Origin of the sequence: Ancylobacter sonchi, from assembly GCF_018390695.1 — a bacterium.
GTDB classification, from domain to species: Bacteria; Pseudomonadota; Alphaproteobacteria; order Rhizobiales; family Xanthobacteraceae; genus Ancylobacter; species Ancylobacter sonchi.
Genome location: NZ_JAHBGF010000033.1, coordinates 220,185 through 236,129 on the forward strand (window position 1 = coordinate 220,185; position 15,945 = coordinate 236,129).

Genomic DNA, 15,945 nt, shown 5'->3' on the forward strand with positions numbered 1-15,945 from the left:
GCTCGGCAACCTGTGTCGCCGTCAATTCCCGCCGCTTCGGCGGTAGGCGTCCAGCGCCCGCTCGCGAGCGGCGGCATGCTCCACGATCGGGCGGGGATAGGTGGCGCCGAGCTCGACGCCGGCACGGCGCAGCATATCCGGCTTCGCCCGCCACGGCTGGTGGATGACTTCGGACGGCAGCTTCGCCAGTTCCGGTACGAAATGGCGGACATAGGCGCCGTCCGGATCGAATTTCTCGCCCTGCAGCACCGGGTTGAAGATGCGGAAATACGGCGCGGCATCGGCGCCGGAGCCGGCCACCCACTGCCAGCTGGCCGGGTTGTTGGCCGGGTCGGCGTCGACCAGCGTGTCCCAGAACCATGCCTCGCCCCGCCGCCAGTCGATAAGGCCGTGCTTGACCAGGAAGGAGGCGACGACCATCCGCACCCGGTTGTGCATCCAGCCGGTCTGCCACAGCTGGCGCATGCCGGCGTCGACGATGGGATAGCCGGTGAGGCCACGCCGCCAGGCCCGTTCGAAGCCGGCATCCTCGCGCCAGCCGAAGCCGTCGAAGCGATCATTGTAATTCGCCGTCGCGAGGCCGGGAAAGTGGAACAGCAGGTGGTAGGAGAATTCCCGCCAATAGAGCTCGCTGCGGAATTTCTCGACGTCGCGACCCTGCGCCTCGCCCGCCTCCGCTGCGTGTGTGACGGCGGCCAGCGCCTGCGCCGGTGAGAGATTGCCGAAGCGCAGGAAGGGCGACAGCCGTGAGGTATGCTCGCCATCCGGCCGGTCGTGGCCGTCGGCATAGCCGTGGATGCCGCCGTCGAGGAAAGCGTGCAGCGCCGCGCGCGCACCGGCTTCGCCCGGTTGCCAGGTGGCGCGCAGGCCGCCCGCCCAGTCCGGCCCGCTCGGCTCCAGCTCCCAGTCGTCGAGCGCGTCACTCGGCAGGTCCGGCCCGGGAAGCAGCTCGCGGGGCGCCGCGAACGGCGCGCGCGAGCCGAGCGACGCGGCGGCGCGGTAGAAGGGCGTGAAGACCCGGTACGGTCGGCCCGAGCCGGTGCGCAGCGTCCACGGCTCGTGCAGCAGCGTGCCCGAATGGCTGGTGACGTCGACGCCGGCGTCGGTCAGCTCCGCCTTGAGCCGGCGGTCGAGCTCGATGGCGCCAGCCTCGTAGCGCCGGTTCCAGTGCACGCGGGCGATGCCGGCCTTGGCCACCAGATCGCGGATCACCCTGTCGGCAGGCCCCCGGCGCAGCAGGAGGCGTCCGCCGATCCGCTCGATATCGGTGGCGAGCGTGGCGAGCGAGCGGCCGAGCCACCAGCGGGCGGCGGCGCCGAGCCGACGCAGTCCCGGCGTCTCGTCATCGAGCACATAGAGCAGTACCAGCGGCCGTTCTTCCGCCCGCGCGGCGGCCAATGCCGGGTTGTCGGCGAGGCGCAGATCGTCGCGGAGCCAGACGAGGGTGGGGGCGGAGGCGGTGTGGGTCATGCACAGACCATTGGCACGGAATGGGCGGGAGCTTCCAGGCGGCAGCCGGTCGGATCAAGCGTGCGAAGGCGAAAAGCGGTTGGCGGGACGGCTTGCGGATTATTCATGTCGATCATACTGTAAATGCGAACCCGGCGGTGCGCCGCCATTTTCCGTGAGGCTATCATGTCGTCCCCCATCCCATCCGGCACCGCTCTCGTCACCGGCTCCTCGTCCGGCATCGGCAAGAGCTACGCGCAGCAGCTGGCTCGCCGGGGCCATGATCTCGTCCTCGTCGCCCGCGACGCGGCGCGGCTGGAGGCGCTGGCCGCCGAACTTCGTGCCGAGACCGGCCGCAAGGTCGATGTCCTTCCGGCCGATCTCGGCGTCGCCGGCGATGTCGAGCGCGTCGCGGCCCGGATCGAGACCGATCCGGCGATCACGCTGGTGGTCAACAATGCCGGCATCGGCACTGGCAGCGGCGTGACGGGCGGCGACCTCGCCGCCACCATGGCGATGGTACAGCTGAACGTGACGGCGCTGACCCGTCTGTCGTTCGCTGCGGTGAACGCGTTCACCGCACGCGGCAAGGGCACGCTGGTGAACGTCGCCTCGGTGGTGGCGCTGGCATCGGAGGCCTTCGCGGGCGCCTATGCCGCGACCAAGGCCTATGTGCTGTCGTTTACCCAGTCGCTGAACGGCGAGCTGAAGGACGGGCCGGTACGGGTGCAGGCGGTGCTGCCCGGCTATACGCGCACCGAATTCTTCGACCGTGCCGGCATCGATCCCGCGCGACTGCCGGCCGACATGGTGATGCCGGTCGACGATCTCGTCGCGGCGGCGTTGAAGGGGCTTGAGCTGGGCGAGCTGGTGACCATCCCCTCGTTGCGCGACCTCGACAAATGGGTAGCGTTCGAGGCGGCCCGGCGGGCGTTGCATCCCGAATTGTCGCTCGCCAGCCCGGCGGAACGCTACCGCGCCGCATGACCGGTGGATGGCTGGCGACGTCCGCACGGTCGTCGCCAGCTTCAGCCTTCGTCGCTCAGTAGTCCCCGCTCAGTAATCCCACTGGGCGCCGATGCCCACCTCCGCCGCCCCACCGGCGGAGGTGGCGCCCTGCAGGCGGATGTTCTTGGTGACATCGATGTCGACCGTCACCTTGCTGGAATTGGCGCTCGTGCCCTGCCGGACGCCGAGATAGATGTTGTCATTGAGGCGCCGGCCGACGCCGACCTGACCGCCGGTACCGGCGTCGTTGGTGCCGAGTTCGAGGCTGTCGACGCCGAGCGAGCGACGCACGTCGTTGAGCACCCCGCCGCCGCCGGAGAACTGGGCGACGGTCTGGGCGATCTGCAGCGCCTGGCCCGAGGACAGCTGCCCCACCGAGCGGCCGAACAGCAGGCGCGACAGCACCTCGTCGCGCGGCAGGGTCGGGGTGGAGGTGAAGTCGATCTCCGGCGCCGAGGCCGGGCCGGTGACGATGATGCGTGCGGTGACGTCGCTCGCGGTGCTCTCCGCCACGAAGTCGAGCTCGGGATCGGTGGTGCCGGTGAAGGTCACCTTGCCGCGGGTGAAGGACAGGCGGCGGCCGACGAAGTCGAAATTGCCGCGCCGCATCTCGAAGCCGCCCAGCGCCACCGGCGCCGTCGAGGTGCCGCGCAGCTGGATGTCGCCGCCGAGCTCGGACTCGATACCCATGCCGCGCACGAACACGTTGTTAGGCGCGGAGATGGTGAGGTCGAGCGGGATGCCGCTGTCGGGCGGGCGCGCCTCGCGCCGCGCCGCGCGGGCGGCGCCGGGCACCGAGCGCTTGCCGCCATTTACGTGGCGGACATTCAGGCTCTGCACCCCGCCGGGCAGCCGGTCGGGAATGTTGACGTCGAGCGCACGCACCACCAACCGGCCAGTGACGCGGGGGTTGTTGAGGAAGGCGCCTTCGACCGCGATCCGCCCCTCGGTGACGAGGCGCATCAGCTCGCTATTGACCAACTGGGCGTTGGTCATGTCGATCTCGATCCGCCCCGGGAAGCCGGCGGCGGGGTCGAGGCCGATATTGCCGCGCCCGTTGAGGCCGCCGCCATTGGGCGTCCGAGCGGTGAACGAGGTCAGGGTGACGCTGCGCTGGGTGCCGGTGAGCACCGCCTCGATGCGATCGAGATTGATGCCGTTGACGCTGTCGATATAGCGCCCGCCGGTGATGCGCACGGTGCCGCCGGCATTGGGGGCACTGGCGGTGCCGGTCACCGTGGCGTCGATCGCCGCATTGCCGACCACCTGCGAGCCGGTGGTGGCGAGCATCGGGTTGAGGATGCCGAGATCCAGCCCGCCGCGAATGGCGAGATCGAGCGCACCGGCGCCGAGCGGCACTGAGCCATTAATGGTAAGCGCCTGAAGGAAACGGGCTTTTATCTCCGAGCGCACGGTGGCGCGGCCGCCGGCGAGATCGCCGCGCGCGGTGATGTCGAACGGGCCGGCGCCGGCGCGGGCGACGTCCGGCGTCGACAGTCGGGTGATGGTCAGCTGGTAGTTGCCGGTCAGGGTCGAGGGGGTCCCGGTGATGCGGGCATTGCCGGCCAGCGTGCCGGAGAGGTTCAGCCCGGGCGCGGCCAGCTCGGCGAGCGAGAGCGGTATGGCGCGCAGATCCGCTGTCAGATCAAGGCGTTCGCCGGCGCTGCCCGACACGGTGGCGGTGCCGCCGCCGGCATTGAGCGCCAGCCGGTCGATGGTCACCGTGCCGCCGGCATAGGCGATGTTGGCCGGCCCGGTGGTGGCGATGGTGGTGTTGCCGCGCGTCGCCGACAGGCGGTCGAGCCGCAGCCGGGCGCCGTCGCCCGCGCGACTCAGCCGGCCGGCGGCACGCAGCGCGGTGTTCTGCACGTTGGCGTCGACGGTGAGATCGGTGCCGTCCGTGCCACCCTTGCCACGGATTGTCGCGTTTTCAATGACTTGGCCGGAAACGTTCGCGCCGCGGACCTCCACCGTGCCGTCGAGCGCGGGTACGCCGATGGGGTCGATCACCGTGGCGTCGATGCGGGCCATGGCAACCGACTGGCCGGCGGCGGCGACGCGCTCGGCATTGCCCTTCACCGCCACCCGCTGGCGGCCGTCGGCGATGTCGAGGGTGATGTCGGCATTGAGGCTGCCGGCGAGCTCGGTCAGCACCAGCGGCGAGATATCGGCGAGATTGGGCGCGGCCAGCGTCAGCTTGCCGGTGGCGAGGCTGGCGTCGGTGACGGTGACGCCGCCGGTGGCGCGCGCCGATCCGATAGCGATATCAAGGTTTTGCACCTCGAAGCGGTTGTCGCCGGCGGTGACGAAGGCGCCGCTGCCGGTGGCCGGCTGGCCGGCGACGTTGCCGTTCAGCCGGAAGCTGGCGCTCGGATTGCCGGTGATGTCGTTGCCGGTGAAATTGAGCGTAAGCCCGCGGATCGGCTTGCCCATCGCCGTGCCGGACGGAATCGACAGCTGCGCGGTGGCCGTCAGCTTGTCCAGCGAGCCGGAAAAGGCGCCATTCGCTTCCACAGCGCCGGTGACGCGCGGGTCGAGGCGGGCGAGATCGGCGAGGTTGATGCTGGCCCGGAGATCGGCGTCGTCGGTGGAGAGATGGCCGTCCATCGTGAAGGCGAGGCCGTCGGCGCTCATGCGCAAGTTATTGATAGATATCGAACTCTGGCCCGAGCGTTCCATGGCGCCGGACAGCGTCGTCACTTTGCCGAAGAAGCCGTCGACGGCGGGAATGCCGGTCACGACGTTGCGCGAGCTGCCCTCGATGGTCACGGCGAGGCGTGAGAGATTGTCGCCGGCCTGGATGCCGATATCGAACTGCGCCTCTCCGGCCAGCGGGCGTTCCACCAGCGGTACAAGGGTGGCGAGGTCGAGCCGCTCGACGCTCAGCGTGCCGTCGACCGCCGCCTGGTCGGCGGTGCCGGTGAAGCGGGCGGTGAGGCCGGTGAGGTGGATGGTGAGACCAGTGAGGCGCGACAGCGCAGCCTGACCAGCCGGCACGAGGCCGGTGGCCTGGAAGCGGGCGGTCGAACCCATGGCGGCGGCCACCGACGGCTCGGTGGCGGTAAGGCCCTGCGCCTCGCCCTCGGCGGTGACCGCGAGATTGCCGTCGGCATCGGGACGGGTGGTGGCGTCGAGGGTCAGGGTGCCGGTGCCGTAGCCGGCGCCCGACAGGCCTGCGGTCACCACATGGGCGTCGACCGACGGGGCGGCGATGTTGCCCTTCACCGTGCCTTCGAGCGTGCCGGACTGCCAGGCGATCCCCGGCGCCAGCGCCGCGAAGCGGGCATTGTCGGGCACCCGCGCCTGGAAGGTAAGGTCGGCGAGGCTGGTGTCGAGATCGAAGCTGCCCTTGACGGCGGCGCCGAAGCCGGCGGCGCGGACGCTGGAGCTCTCGATGGCGAGGCGGTTGACGGTGTCGAGCGTGGCGGCGGCGGCGAGCTCGGTACGTCCCTCGAACAAGGGCGCAATGTCGGCGGGAAGCAGCCGGCCAATATCGGCGTCGATGGCGGCGGTGAAGCGGTGGCCTTCCGGCACGGCGCGGATGCCGGCGGCGCCGGACGCGTGCGCCACATTGCCGGCCTGAAGCGCTAGGTGGCCGTCCCATTGGTCGAGCGTACCGCTGCCCTTGAGCGAGGCGGTGAGCTCCGGCAGGCCGTCCATGCCGGCGGCGCGGGCAATGAGGCCGCCGGCCGGCTCGTCGGCGGAGATGTCGAGGTCGAGCTGGCGGCTCTCCGGCGCATAGGCGGCGGTGCCGGTGATGCGGCCGGGGCTGTCGCGGCGGTCGATCGCGAAGTTCAGCGACACCGCGCGGGTCGCCGCCGACAGGTCGGCCGAGGCGGTCAGCCCGAGCGTGGCGGCGTGGCCGAGCACCGGCTCGGCGAGCACGATCTCGCCGATGGCGAGGCGCTCGAGCCGCACCGGCAGCAGCGGGACGCCGGATGAGGAGGGGGGCGGCGGCGCGGCGGGCGGCTCGGCCGGCGGCAGCGGGCGGCGCAGCACCTCGACCTTCGACGCCTCCAGTGCCGTGATGTCGACGGTGCGGCCGAGCAGCGCCAGCGGACTCCAGGAGAGCCGGGCGCCGGAAATGGTGGCGAACGGGCCTTCCTCGTCGGAGAGCACGACGCGGTCCACCCCCATGTCGGAAGGGATGAAGCCGTTGATGCCCTCGATGCTGACGCCGAGGCTGGGAGAAGAGGCGAGCGACGAGGCGAGGCGGGCCAGCACGGCCTTGCCCGGCGGGGTCTGGATCGCGCCGAAGGCCACCAGCACCAGCAGCACCAGCCCGATCAGGGCGTAGATGAGGAAGCTGAAGAACCGCGCCACCATCAGAAACTCTGCCCCAGGCTGACATAGATGCCGTAACTGCCGTCGTCCGGCCCCGGATTGAGCGGGAAGGCGACGTCGAGCCGCAGCGGCCCGATGGACGTGTAGTAGCGAAGGCCGATGCCGGCCGAATACTTCATCTCATCGAAATCCGGCGCTTCGCTGGCGAAGGCCGAACCCATGTCGACGAACGGTACCACGCCGATGGTGTCGGTGACCTTGATGCGGGCCTCGAAGGACGCCTCGAAATAGGAGCGGCCGCCGATGACGATGCCGTCGGCATTGCGCGGCGAGGCGGACTGGTAGTCGTAGCCGCGCAGCGAGCCGCCGCCGCCGACATAGAAGCGTCGCTGCGGCGGTACGTCGGTGAGGTCGGCGCCGAAGATGCTGCCGGCGGCGACGCGGCCGGCAAGGATGTAGCGCTTGGCCTCGTCGAGCGCGTAATAGGTCGAGAAGCGGGCATTGAGCATCGCCGGCATGCCGTCGGCGTCGCCCAGCTTGGCGAAGGGCTCGGCGATGCCGGTGAAGCGGATGCCCTTCGACGGGTCGAGCTTGTTGTCGGTGCTGTCGTAATTGAACTCGAACGGCACGCCGGCGATGAAGTAGTCGTTGACGCCGGTCGTGTCCCACACCCGCGACTGTTCGAGATCGGCGCTGACCTGCAGCGACATCTCGTCGTTGAAGCGGTGGCGGACGCCGGCGAGGAAGGTGCCGGCCTCGCGCACATAGGCGTTGGTGACCTCGCGCAGCACCGCCGCCGAGGTGATGAGGTCGTCGCGCGCGGTGATGATGCCCGGCTTCACGAAGGTGGCGGACAGCTTGTAGCCGAACGGATCGGCATCCGGCACCGCCTCCGATTCCTGGCCGAACCACGAGACCTGCGCGTCGAGGCGCAGCGTCTCGCCGCCGCCGAACAGGTTGCGGGCGCCCCAATAGCCGTTGATCGCCGAGCCGTCGGTCGAGGAATAGCTGGCGGAGAAGCCGACATAGTTCGGCTTGCGGGGCGAGACCTCGATGGTGATCGGCAGCGAGCCGTCCGGTTCGAGGTGGTCGGCCTCGATCAGGCGCACGGTGGCGATGGCTTCGTATTCCAGCAGCCGTCGGCGCAGGCGGTTCAGCACGTCCGGCGAATAGGGCGTGCCGGGCGCGATCTCGATGCGGTCCTCGATGAAGCGTGGGGTGAGGAACTCGGCACCCTTGACGGTGAAGCGGCCGAACGTGGCCGGCGGGCCGGGCTCAACATAGAAGGTGACGTCGAGCTGGCGCACGGCATGGTCGGCCACCACGTCCTTGTCGACCACGCGGGCGAAGGGATGGCCGGCCTCGCGCCAGTGATTGGTCAGCGAGGTCTCGGCGCGCACCACGGTGGTGGCCAGCGCCGCCGCGCCGGGCTCGAAGCCGAGGCTGGCGAGGCTCGGCGCGTCGAGGAGCGGCCGGCGGGTCTTGGCGTCGAGGATGGCGATGCGGCCGAAATGGAACTGCGGGCCGGGATCGACGGTGACCACCACCGGCACCGGGCCGCGCTTGCGCGAGGTCTCGACGATGTCGAAGATGTTCGGCGCGTCCGGATCGTTGCCGGCGACGGTGATGCGGATCTTGCTGCCGTAATAGCCGAGCGAATAGAGCGCGGCATTGATCGCCGGCCCGTCGGAGAGGGCGCGGCGGATGAGGCCGGCGGACCCGGCTGGCGGGCGCCCCTTCAGCCGCTCCAGATTGGAGGCGTCGGTGACGGCGTTGCGGATGTCGCGCTCGGTCGTCTTGACGTCGATGGTAAGATTATAGGGCGTGGCGTCGATGGTCGGCGGCTCGCGGGCGGCGACGCGCGAGGGATCGAACAGGTCGAGGATCGGCCCGAGCAGGCCCGATTGCGGCGCGTCGTTGGTCGGCTGGGTCGCGGGCTGGGCGGCGTTCGTCTTGGAGTTGGCCGGTTGCGAGGCAGCCGACTGGGAAGACTGCGCCAGCGCCGGCGCGGCGACCAACAGGGCCTGGGGCGCAACGGAGGCGACCAGCAGCACGGCCAGCCGAAAACGCCTCACTCCCGCTGTTCCATGCCCCTGCAACGCCACCCTCGCTACCCGTCGTGCTGTCCCGCAGACCCTGCGAGGACCACCGTGCGGCCCGTGCGGGGGCCTAACTCCATTTCCTGGCAAGCTAAAGGAATAGCGTGAACAGAAGCTTGCCGTATTCGCGCACATTTCTGATTGCCGGCTGGAGCGGCCTACGTCAACCGCCGGCGGGCATTTTCACGGTAACGGGCGGGGTATGCGGTATGACGATGCGTCATGCGCCGATGATGCGGTGGATCTCGGCGGCCAGCGCCGCGACCTCCAACGCGCCCTTGGAACCGGGCGTGGTCTCCTGGATGGTGAGGCCCTCGCCCATGGACGCGGCGAAGGCGACGCGGTTGCCGAGCCGGGTCTGTGCCGCCGGATGGCCGAGCGCCAGCAGAGCCTCGCCGATCTCCTGCGTCAGTGCGACGCGGGGCAGCGCGCGGTTGATGACCAGGAGCGAGGGCGTGCCCTCCTTGGCGATCATCTCCAGCGTCGCCTGCGTCGCCCACAGATCGACCGGGGTCGGCTGCACCGGCACGGCGACCAGGCTGGCCGCCTCGATGGCCGGGCGGGATTCGATGTCGGATTTCGGCGGCGTGTCGATGACGACGTAATCATAGTCGCGGGCAAGGCTGCGAGCCTCGCGGCGCGCGCCCCAGCCGGAGGCGGTGCGGAAGTCGAGGCCGGTGCCGTCCTCGCCCAGCGTCGCCTCGCGCGCCTCGAACCATTCGCCGAGGCTGCCCTGCGGGTCGCAGTCGAGCAGGGCGACGCGCGCACTATCGAGAGCCAGCGCCACCGCGAGATGCGCGGCGAGGGTGGTCTTGCCCGAGCCGCCCTTCTGCTGGGCGATGGTGATGATCCGACCGGCCATGGTGCGCCTTCCCCCCGGTGGCGACGGATTCGCAAAGGCCAACGTCGCATTGGGGCCGGCGGGCGGCAACCCTGAATTCGCCGCAGTGCGGTACGGTTCGGGCGATGCCTTCGCCACGGTGTCGGCACGAACGCAAATCCCCGGGCGAGGCCCGGGGATCAGGGGATCGGCAGGGGATGCCGACATGCGGTTCGCGGAGGTGCCGGCGGCTTGGCCGGCACTCGCTTCGCGAGGCTATCTCAGGTCTGCTTTCAGGCCTGGGCGCCGGAGCCGAGCACCACCACCTTGGTGCCGACCGGCACACGGCTGTAGAGGTCGATGGCGTCCTGGTTGATCATGCGGATGCAGCCGGAGGAGACGTTGGTGCCGATGGTGTTCGGCTCCAGCGTACCGTGGATGCGGTACAGCGTGTCCTTGTTGTCCTGCCACAGATACATCGCGCGGGCGCCGAGCGGGTTCGACAGGCCGCCGGGCACGCCGACGCCGCTCTGCAGCTTGGTGAGCTGCGGCTTGATGTCGGGGCGGCGGGCGATCATTTCCTGCGGCGGATACCAGTCCGGCCATTCCTGCTTGGAATTGATGGTGGCGGAGCCCGACCAGCCGAAGCCCTGCTTGCCGACGCCGACGCCGTAGCGGATCGCCGTGCCGCCGGGCTGCACCAGATAGAGGAAATGCTGCTTGGGGTCGACGATGATGGTGCCGGGCGGCTGCTTGCCGTCATAGGGCACCTGCCGGCGCAGATAGACCGGGTTCATGTTCGAGGTGTCGAAGGCGGCCACCTGGAATTTGTCCTGCACCGGGCCGTAATTGGCGGGCGCGAAGGCCAGCGGCGTCGAGGCCGGCTGGGTCGGCATCAGGCTCAGCTCCGGCAGGCTCGTCTGGGTGCTCTTGCACCCGGCGAGGGCCAGGGAAAGGCCGGCCATGGAAAGGCCGGAGAGTAGAACGCGACGATCGATGGACGGCATGGTCCGCTTGTCTCCCGCACAAAGCGCCTGGATGGCCGACGCTTCGTTCCCCGTAGAATCCCGAATCGCAGCGGCCTGTCCAAGACACGTTGCGAGATTCATATTAACGAATCGTTTGCTATAAATATTCACGACTTCAGGTGGACGTGACTGGCTGGCACCGGCGTTCAGGCACTCGTGAACGACTGGCCGCCGGGTCGCGGCAGCGTGTGGATTTCCTCGACGGCGGCATAGTCGAAATAGCCGCAGCGGGCGAGGGAATTGAGCTTCTCGATGCGCAGGATTCCGCCCTCGACGAAGGCCTCGTCGATGTGGATGCCGACGATCTCGCCGAACACCAGCCAGTGGCCGGTGGAAGCACCGGAGCGCCCGGCGAGTTCGCGCACCTCCACCAGCGCGCATTCGAGCGCGCAGGGGGCGGCGGCGACGCGCGGCGGCTTGACGAGGCGCGAGGGCGCGCGTTCCAGCCCGGCGAGGTCGAACTCGCTCTCCTCGCGCGGCAGCGCCGCCGAGGTGAGGTTCACCTGCGCGAGCAGCTCGCGGGTGGCGAGGTTGCAGACGAACTCGCCGGTGTCGAGGATGTTGCGCACCGTGTCCTTCACCCCGGAAGAGGAGAACATCACGATGTCCGGGCTCTCGCTCACCAGGTTGAAGAAGGAATAGGGGGCGAGATTGGCGACGCCGGCCGGCGACAGGCTGGAGATCCAGCCGATCGGGCGCGGGGCGACGATGGCCTTCAGCGGGTTGTGCGGCAGCAGGGTACGGTCGCGGTCGTCCGGCGCGTAGAACATCGCGGGCCCTCAGAAGCGGGTGACGATATCGGCGAGCGCCGGGCGCGGGCGGTCTTCCTGCGGGCGGGCCAGCGTGCCGATATGCACGAAGCCGACGATGCGCTCATCCGCCGCCAGGCCGAGCGCGGTGCGCACGCGGACGTCATAGGCGTACCATTCGGTAAGCCAGGTCGCGACATAACCGAGCGCGTTGGCGGCCAGCACCAGGAGCGTGCAGGCGGCGGCGCCGGAGAGCAGCTGTTCCCATTCCGGGATCTTCACATGCGGGGCGGCCTTCGACACCACGGCGACGACCAGCGGCGCGCGCGACAGCCGGGTGCGCTCGATGTTCACCCGGTCGGCATCGGCCTCGGGGACGTCCTTCTGGAACACCTCGGCGATCACAGCGCCGGCCCGGTCGCGCCCCGCGCCCTCGAAGACGACGAAGCGCCACGGTGCCAGCTTGCCGTGATCCGGCACCCGCGAGGCGATGGTGAGCATCTCGTCGATCTCGGCGGTGTTGGGGCCGGGGGCGACGATGTCGAAGATCTTCGGGCTCTTGCGCAGCTTGAGCAGCCGCAGGGCGTCGGTCGAGGTATCGGGCATCATGGCATATTTCCTCTGTCGCTTTCCCCGGTCGTCCCTGCGCCTAGCACGCGGCGCTGGGGCGGGCCAGCGCGACGCAACGTCAGGGCTTTTCAGTTTGCCGCGAGCGGGCGACGCGGCTGGGTTCGGGCGATGCGCGGACTTGAATTTGCCCACGTTCGCGGGCACCAAGACGCCATGTCCGCATCGTCGTCCGCATCGTCCTCCTGCTTCGCCCGTTCACCCGCCGCCCGGCGCCGCGCCATGTCGCGGGGCGTCGCGCTGCTGACGGCGCTGTGCCTGGCCTCGCCCGCCGCCTTCGCGGCGATGGCGGGCGGCGAGGGAGGCTCCGGCAGCGGCGACGCTTCGATCTATTCTTCCGGCTCGCTGGCGCAGGCCATGCCCTTCGTCGGCACGCAGGCGCCGAGCGTGGGCGCGCCGCGTCGCCTGGCGCCGCAGCAGGCGCCGGCGGCCAAGGCGGCCGGCCCGGCCGGCAACGCCGCGGCAGCGACCGCCGGCGATCCGCACACCATTCTGCCGCAGCCGCCGGCCGGCAAGGCGGCGATCGGCATGAGCGCCCGCTTCGGCGCCAGCCTGCCGCAGATCCCGCGCGGGCTGGTGTGGCGGGTGTTCGACGACCGGCCGGAAGCGTCGGGCGCCTATCCGCTGGTCGCCGAGGCGGCCGATCCGGCGCCGGTGTTCTTCCTCTCGCCCGGCGGCTATGTGGTGCACGTCTCCTACGGCCTCGCCAGCGTCGCCCGCCGCATCGTCGTCGGCGAGGATTCTCGCCGCGAGCAGATCACCATTCCCGCCGGTGGCATCAAGCTGCAGAGCGACGTCGGCGACAAGCTGATCCCGGCTTCCAAGGTCAGCTACGACATTTTCGAGGGCAGCTTCCTGCAGGGCCGCGCCGCAAGCCGGCCGTTCTATCGCGGGGCGGAGCCCGGCAGCCTCGTGGTGCTGCCGGCCGGCGAGTACTACGTCGTCTCCACCTATGGCGAGGGCAATGCGGTGCTGCAGGCCGACATCGCCGTGCAGCCCGGCAAGGTGACCGACGCCACGCTGCATCACCGCGCCGCCGAGATTACGCTGCAACTGGTCGCGCAGGCGGGCGGGGCGCCGCTGTCGGGGACCCAGTGGTCGGTGCTGACGCCCGGCGGCGACTCGATCAAGGATTCGTCGGCGCCGACGCCGGCCTTCGTGCTGGCGGAAGGCGAGTACACCGCGCTGGTGCGTTATGACGGCAAGACCTTCACCAAGACCTTCAACGTCGAATCCGGCGCGGATACACGGGTCGATGTGCTGGTGGGCGAGCAGGCCGCTGCGCCGGAAGGCTCGGGCGACTGAGGCCGCACCACTGAGAGCCGGGCGGCCGGCGCAGGGCCCGTGCCGCGCCGGACGGGCAGGGTTAATGTTCGCCTGCCTTTCATGGTCAACGAATTCTTAACGTCGGCATGCTTACATCTTCCTCCGGCAGGCGGAAGGAGGCGGGCATGATCGTGCATCGGTATCTCCTCTGGGCGAAGACGGTGTCGGACGCCGAGCGCGCCCGCGGCCTCGGCATGCTCGCTGCCGCCTATGCAAGCGGCGAGCTCGACGGGGTGGAGCCGCTCGGCTTCGAGGCGGCGCTGCCGGTGCTGGCGCAGGATCCCTATCCGCCCGCGCGGCTGGCGCTCGCCGAGGCGCTGTGCCGCCATCCCCGGCTTCCCCCCGATCTCGCCTTGCGCCTCGCCGAGCTCGACGGCGAGGCGGGACAAATGATGCTCGCCCGCTCGCCAGTGCTCAACGATTGCGAGCTGATCGAATTCATCGAGACCGCCGACGAGGCCCGCTATGCCGCCATCGCCACGCGGCAGGCCCTCTCCGCCCCGGTCGCCGCCGCGCTCGCCGAAGTAGCCGGCGAGGAGGCCTGCCTCGCGCTGCTCACCAATCCCGGTATCGACCTGCCCGGCTTCTCGCTCGGCCGCATCGTCGCCCGCCACGGCCAGGCGCCGGCGCTGCGCGAGCGGCTGCTCGCCCGCCGCGATCTGCCGGCGGGGGTGCACCAGGCGCTGATCCGCGCGGTGGCCAATGCGCTGTCGGTGTTCGTGGTGGAGCGTGGGCGGCGCGGCGCGGCCGAGACGGCAGATACGGAAACGGCCGAGGAGGACGGCGCCCGGCCGGGCGTCGCACTGATCGGCCGCGCGCCGCCCGACATGCGGGCGCTGGCCGACCAGTTGCAGGAGCGCGGCGAGCTGACGCCGGCAGCGGCGCTGCGGGCGCTGCTCGCCGGCCGTATGCGGCTTTTCCTCGAAATGGCGGCGCGGCTGTCCGGCCTGCCGACCGTCCGTGCGGCGGCGCTGGCGGCCGACCGCTCTGGCGATGCCTTCCGCATTCTCTATGAGCGCATCGATTTGCCTTACGGCGCCTTCACCGCGTTTCGCAGCACGCTGCATCTGTTGCAGCGGGAGCCCTATCTCGACGAGGAGGACGTCGCCGCCGGGCTGCAGCGGCGCATCGTCGAGGAAGCGCTGTATCAATATGCCCGGCTCGGCGACACCGCCGCTCGCAACCCGGTGGTGGCGCTGCTGGAGCGCTGGTACCACGAGGAGCCGGCCGACGCGTTCGCGGCGACGCTGGCGGCGTAGGCCTCAGACCTCGAACTGCTCGCGCAGGATGCGTTCCTCGATCGAGTGGTCGCGGTCGACCAGCATGGTCAGCGTCGAGGCGACGTCGAGCTTGGCACGCACCGCCACCACGTTCAGCACCTGGTAGTGATCGGCGGTGGCGTTGACCGGGCGCTTGTCGGCTTCCAGCACGGCGATGTCGATGCGGGCGCGGTCCGGCACCAGCGCGCCGCGCCAGCGCCGCGGGCGGAACGCCGAAATCGGGGTGAGCGCCAGGAGCGGCGTGCCGATCGGCAGGATCGGCCCTTGCGCGGACAGGTTGTAGGCGGTGGAGCCGGCCGGGGTGGCGACCAGCACGCCGTCGCAGACCAGCTCCTCCATGCGCACCGTGCCGTCGATGGAGATGCGCAGCTTCGAGGCCTGGTAGGACTGGCGGATCAGCGACACCTCGTTGATCGCCGGGGCGCGGTGAGTGCGGCCATTGACGTCGATGGCCTCCATCAGCAGCGGATGGATGACCACGCGCTGGGCGGCGGCGATGCGCGCCGGCAGGTCCTCCAGCTTGAAGCCGTTCATCAGGAAGCCGACCGAGCCGCGATTCATGCCGTAGATCGGGATGCCGGTGTCGCGGAAGCGGTGCAGCGTCTGCAGCATGAAGCCGTCGCCGCCGAGCGCGACCACGATGTCGGCATCCTCCGGCGCGACATGGCCATAGAGCGCGGTGAGCTCGCCGCGTGCGCGCACCGCATCCGGCGCATCGCTCGCGACAAAAGCGATTCGGCCATAAGCTGCCGCTTCGGGAGCGTCCGCTGCGGAAGAAGGGGCTGGGCGGGCGGCTTCGTTCATTCGGGACGCCCCGATACGCAGGGATGACAGGATGGAGCCGCTGATCGGCACGGTGATGGTCTATACGACATGGCCCGGTCTCGTCGAGGCCGAGGCGGCCGGGCGGGCCATCGTCGCCGACGGCCTCGCCGCCGCGGTGAACATCCTGCCGCGCATCATCTCGATCTATCGCTGGCGTGGCGAGATCGAGCGGGCCGACGAGGTGGTGATGGTGTTCAAGACCCGCGCCGACCTCGCCGAGGCGGTGACGCAGGCGGTGCGGGCCCGCCATCCCTACGAGACGCCGGGCGTGCTGGTGCTGAAGGTGATCGGCGGCGACCAGGACTATCTCGACTGGATCGAGATGGAGACCGACGGCTAGCCGCATGGATGGCGGCGTGGCCGGCGATAAGTCGTCCGGCCGGCGCGCCGTCCATCCTCGGTGGATGTGGCGTTGCCCGAGAGGGGGCCGGCGTAACCGATCTGGTCGAG

12 protein-coding genes are annotated in these 15,945 nt (G+C 70.1%); 4 read left to right on the top strand and 8 right to left on the bottom strand.

Annotated features, from left to right (window positions below; genetic code table 11):
- Nucleotides 1-21 precede the first annotated feature (21 nt).
- Nucleotides 22-1,470, bottom strand: coding sequence for a cryptochrome/photolyase family protein (locus KHC28_RS20615; protein ID WP_214010242.1), 1,449 nt, complete (start codon nt 1,468-1,470; stop codon nt 22-24).
- A gap of 165 nt (nt 1,471-1,635) precedes the next feature.
- Between KHC28_RS20615 and KHC28_RS20620 the strand changes: the two genes are divergently transcribed.
- A complete protein-coding gene (locus tag KHC28_RS20620; RefSeq protein ID WP_214010243.1) occupies nt 1,636-2,436 on the top strand; it encodes an SDR family NAD(P)-dependent oxidoreductase in 801 nt (266 codons plus the stop codon).
- A gap of 69 nt (nt 2,437-2,505) precedes the next feature.
- Here KHC28_RS20620 and KHC28_RS20625 read toward each other — a convergent pair whose 3' ends face one another.
- From KHC28_RS20625 to KHC28_RS20650, 6 genes are all read right to left on the bottom strand, one after another.
- A complete protein-coding gene (locus KHC28_RS20625) occupies nt 2,506-6,783 on the bottom strand; it encodes a translocation/assembly module TamB domain-containing protein (protein WP_214010244.1) in 4,278 nt (1,425 codons plus the stop codon).
- Nucleotides 6,783-8,816 carry an autotransporter assembly complex protein TamA gene (locus KHC28_RS20630; RefSeq protein WP_312893293.1) on the bottom strand — a complete coding sequence of 678 codons (2,034 nt, stop codon included), beginning with the start codon at nt 8,814-8,816 and terminating at the stop codon, nt 6,783-6,785. Before KHC28_RS20630 ends, KHC28_RS20625 begins: the two co-directional genes overlap by 1 nt.
- A gap of 244 nt (nt 8,817-9,060) precedes the next feature.
- The gene (gene parA / locus KHC28_RS20635) at nt 9,061-9,702 is read right to left on the bottom strand and encodes a ParA family partition ATPase (RefSeq protein WP_214010246.1); all 642 of its coding nucleotides are present in this window, start codon (nt 9,700-9,702) and stop codon (nt 9,061-9,063) included.
- Between the two features lie 251 nt (nt 9,703-9,953).
- The gene (locus KHC28_RS20640) at nt 9,954-10,667 is read right to left on the bottom strand and encodes a L,D-transpeptidase (RefSeq protein WP_214010247.1); all 714 of its coding nucleotides are present in this window, start codon (nt 10,665-10,667) and stop codon (nt 9,954-9,956) included.
- Nucleotides 10,668-10,834: 167 nt separating this feature from the next.
- Entirely contained in the window at nt 10,835-11,458 is a 624-nt protein-coding gene (locus KHC28_RS20645; protein ID WP_214010248.1) for a flavin reductase family protein, read from the bottom strand.
- Between the two features lie 9 nt (nt 11,459-11,467).
- Nucleotides 11,468-12,046, bottom strand: a complete 579-nt coding sequence (locus KHC28_RS20650; RefSeq protein WP_246565048.1) for a nitroreductase family protein — start codon at nt 12,044-12,046, stop codon at nt 11,468-11,470.
- Nucleotides 12,047-12,286: 240 nt separating this feature from the next.
- Between KHC28_RS20650 and KHC28_RS20655 the strand changes: the two genes are divergently transcribed.
- Complete coding sequence (locus tag KHC28_RS20655) at nt 12,287-13,369, top strand: RgsD C-terminal domain-containing protein (RefSeq protein ID WP_246565049.1); 1,083 nt, start codon at nt 12,287-12,289, stop codon at nt 13,367-13,369.
- 146 nt (nt 13,370-13,515) lie between these two features.
- Complete coding sequence (locus KHC28_RS20660) at nt 13,516-14,649, top strand: DUF2336 domain-containing protein (protein ID WP_214010250.1); 1,134 nt, start codon at nt 13,516-13,518, stop codon at nt 14,647-14,649.
- Nucleotides 14,650-14,652: 3 nt separating this feature from the next.
- Here KHC28_RS20660 and KHC28_RS20665 read toward each other — a convergent pair whose 3' ends face one another.
- Nucleotides 14,653-15,474 (bottom strand): NAD kinase, encoded by an 822-nt coding sequence (locus KHC28_RS20665; protein ID WP_214010251.1) that lies wholly within the window; start codon nt 15,472-15,474, stop codon nt 14,653-14,655.
- 31 nt (nt 15,475-15,505) lie between these two features.
- Here KHC28_RS20665 and cutA point away from each other — a divergent pair, with 31 nt between their 5' ends.
- On the top strand, nt 15,506-15,835 hold the full coding sequence (gene cutA / locus KHC28_RS20670; RefSeq protein ID WP_214010252.1) for a divalent-cation tolerance protein CutA: 330 nt from the start codon (nt 15,506-15,508) through the stop codon (nt 15,833-15,835).
- Nucleotides 15,836-15,945: the final 110 nt, after the last annotated feature.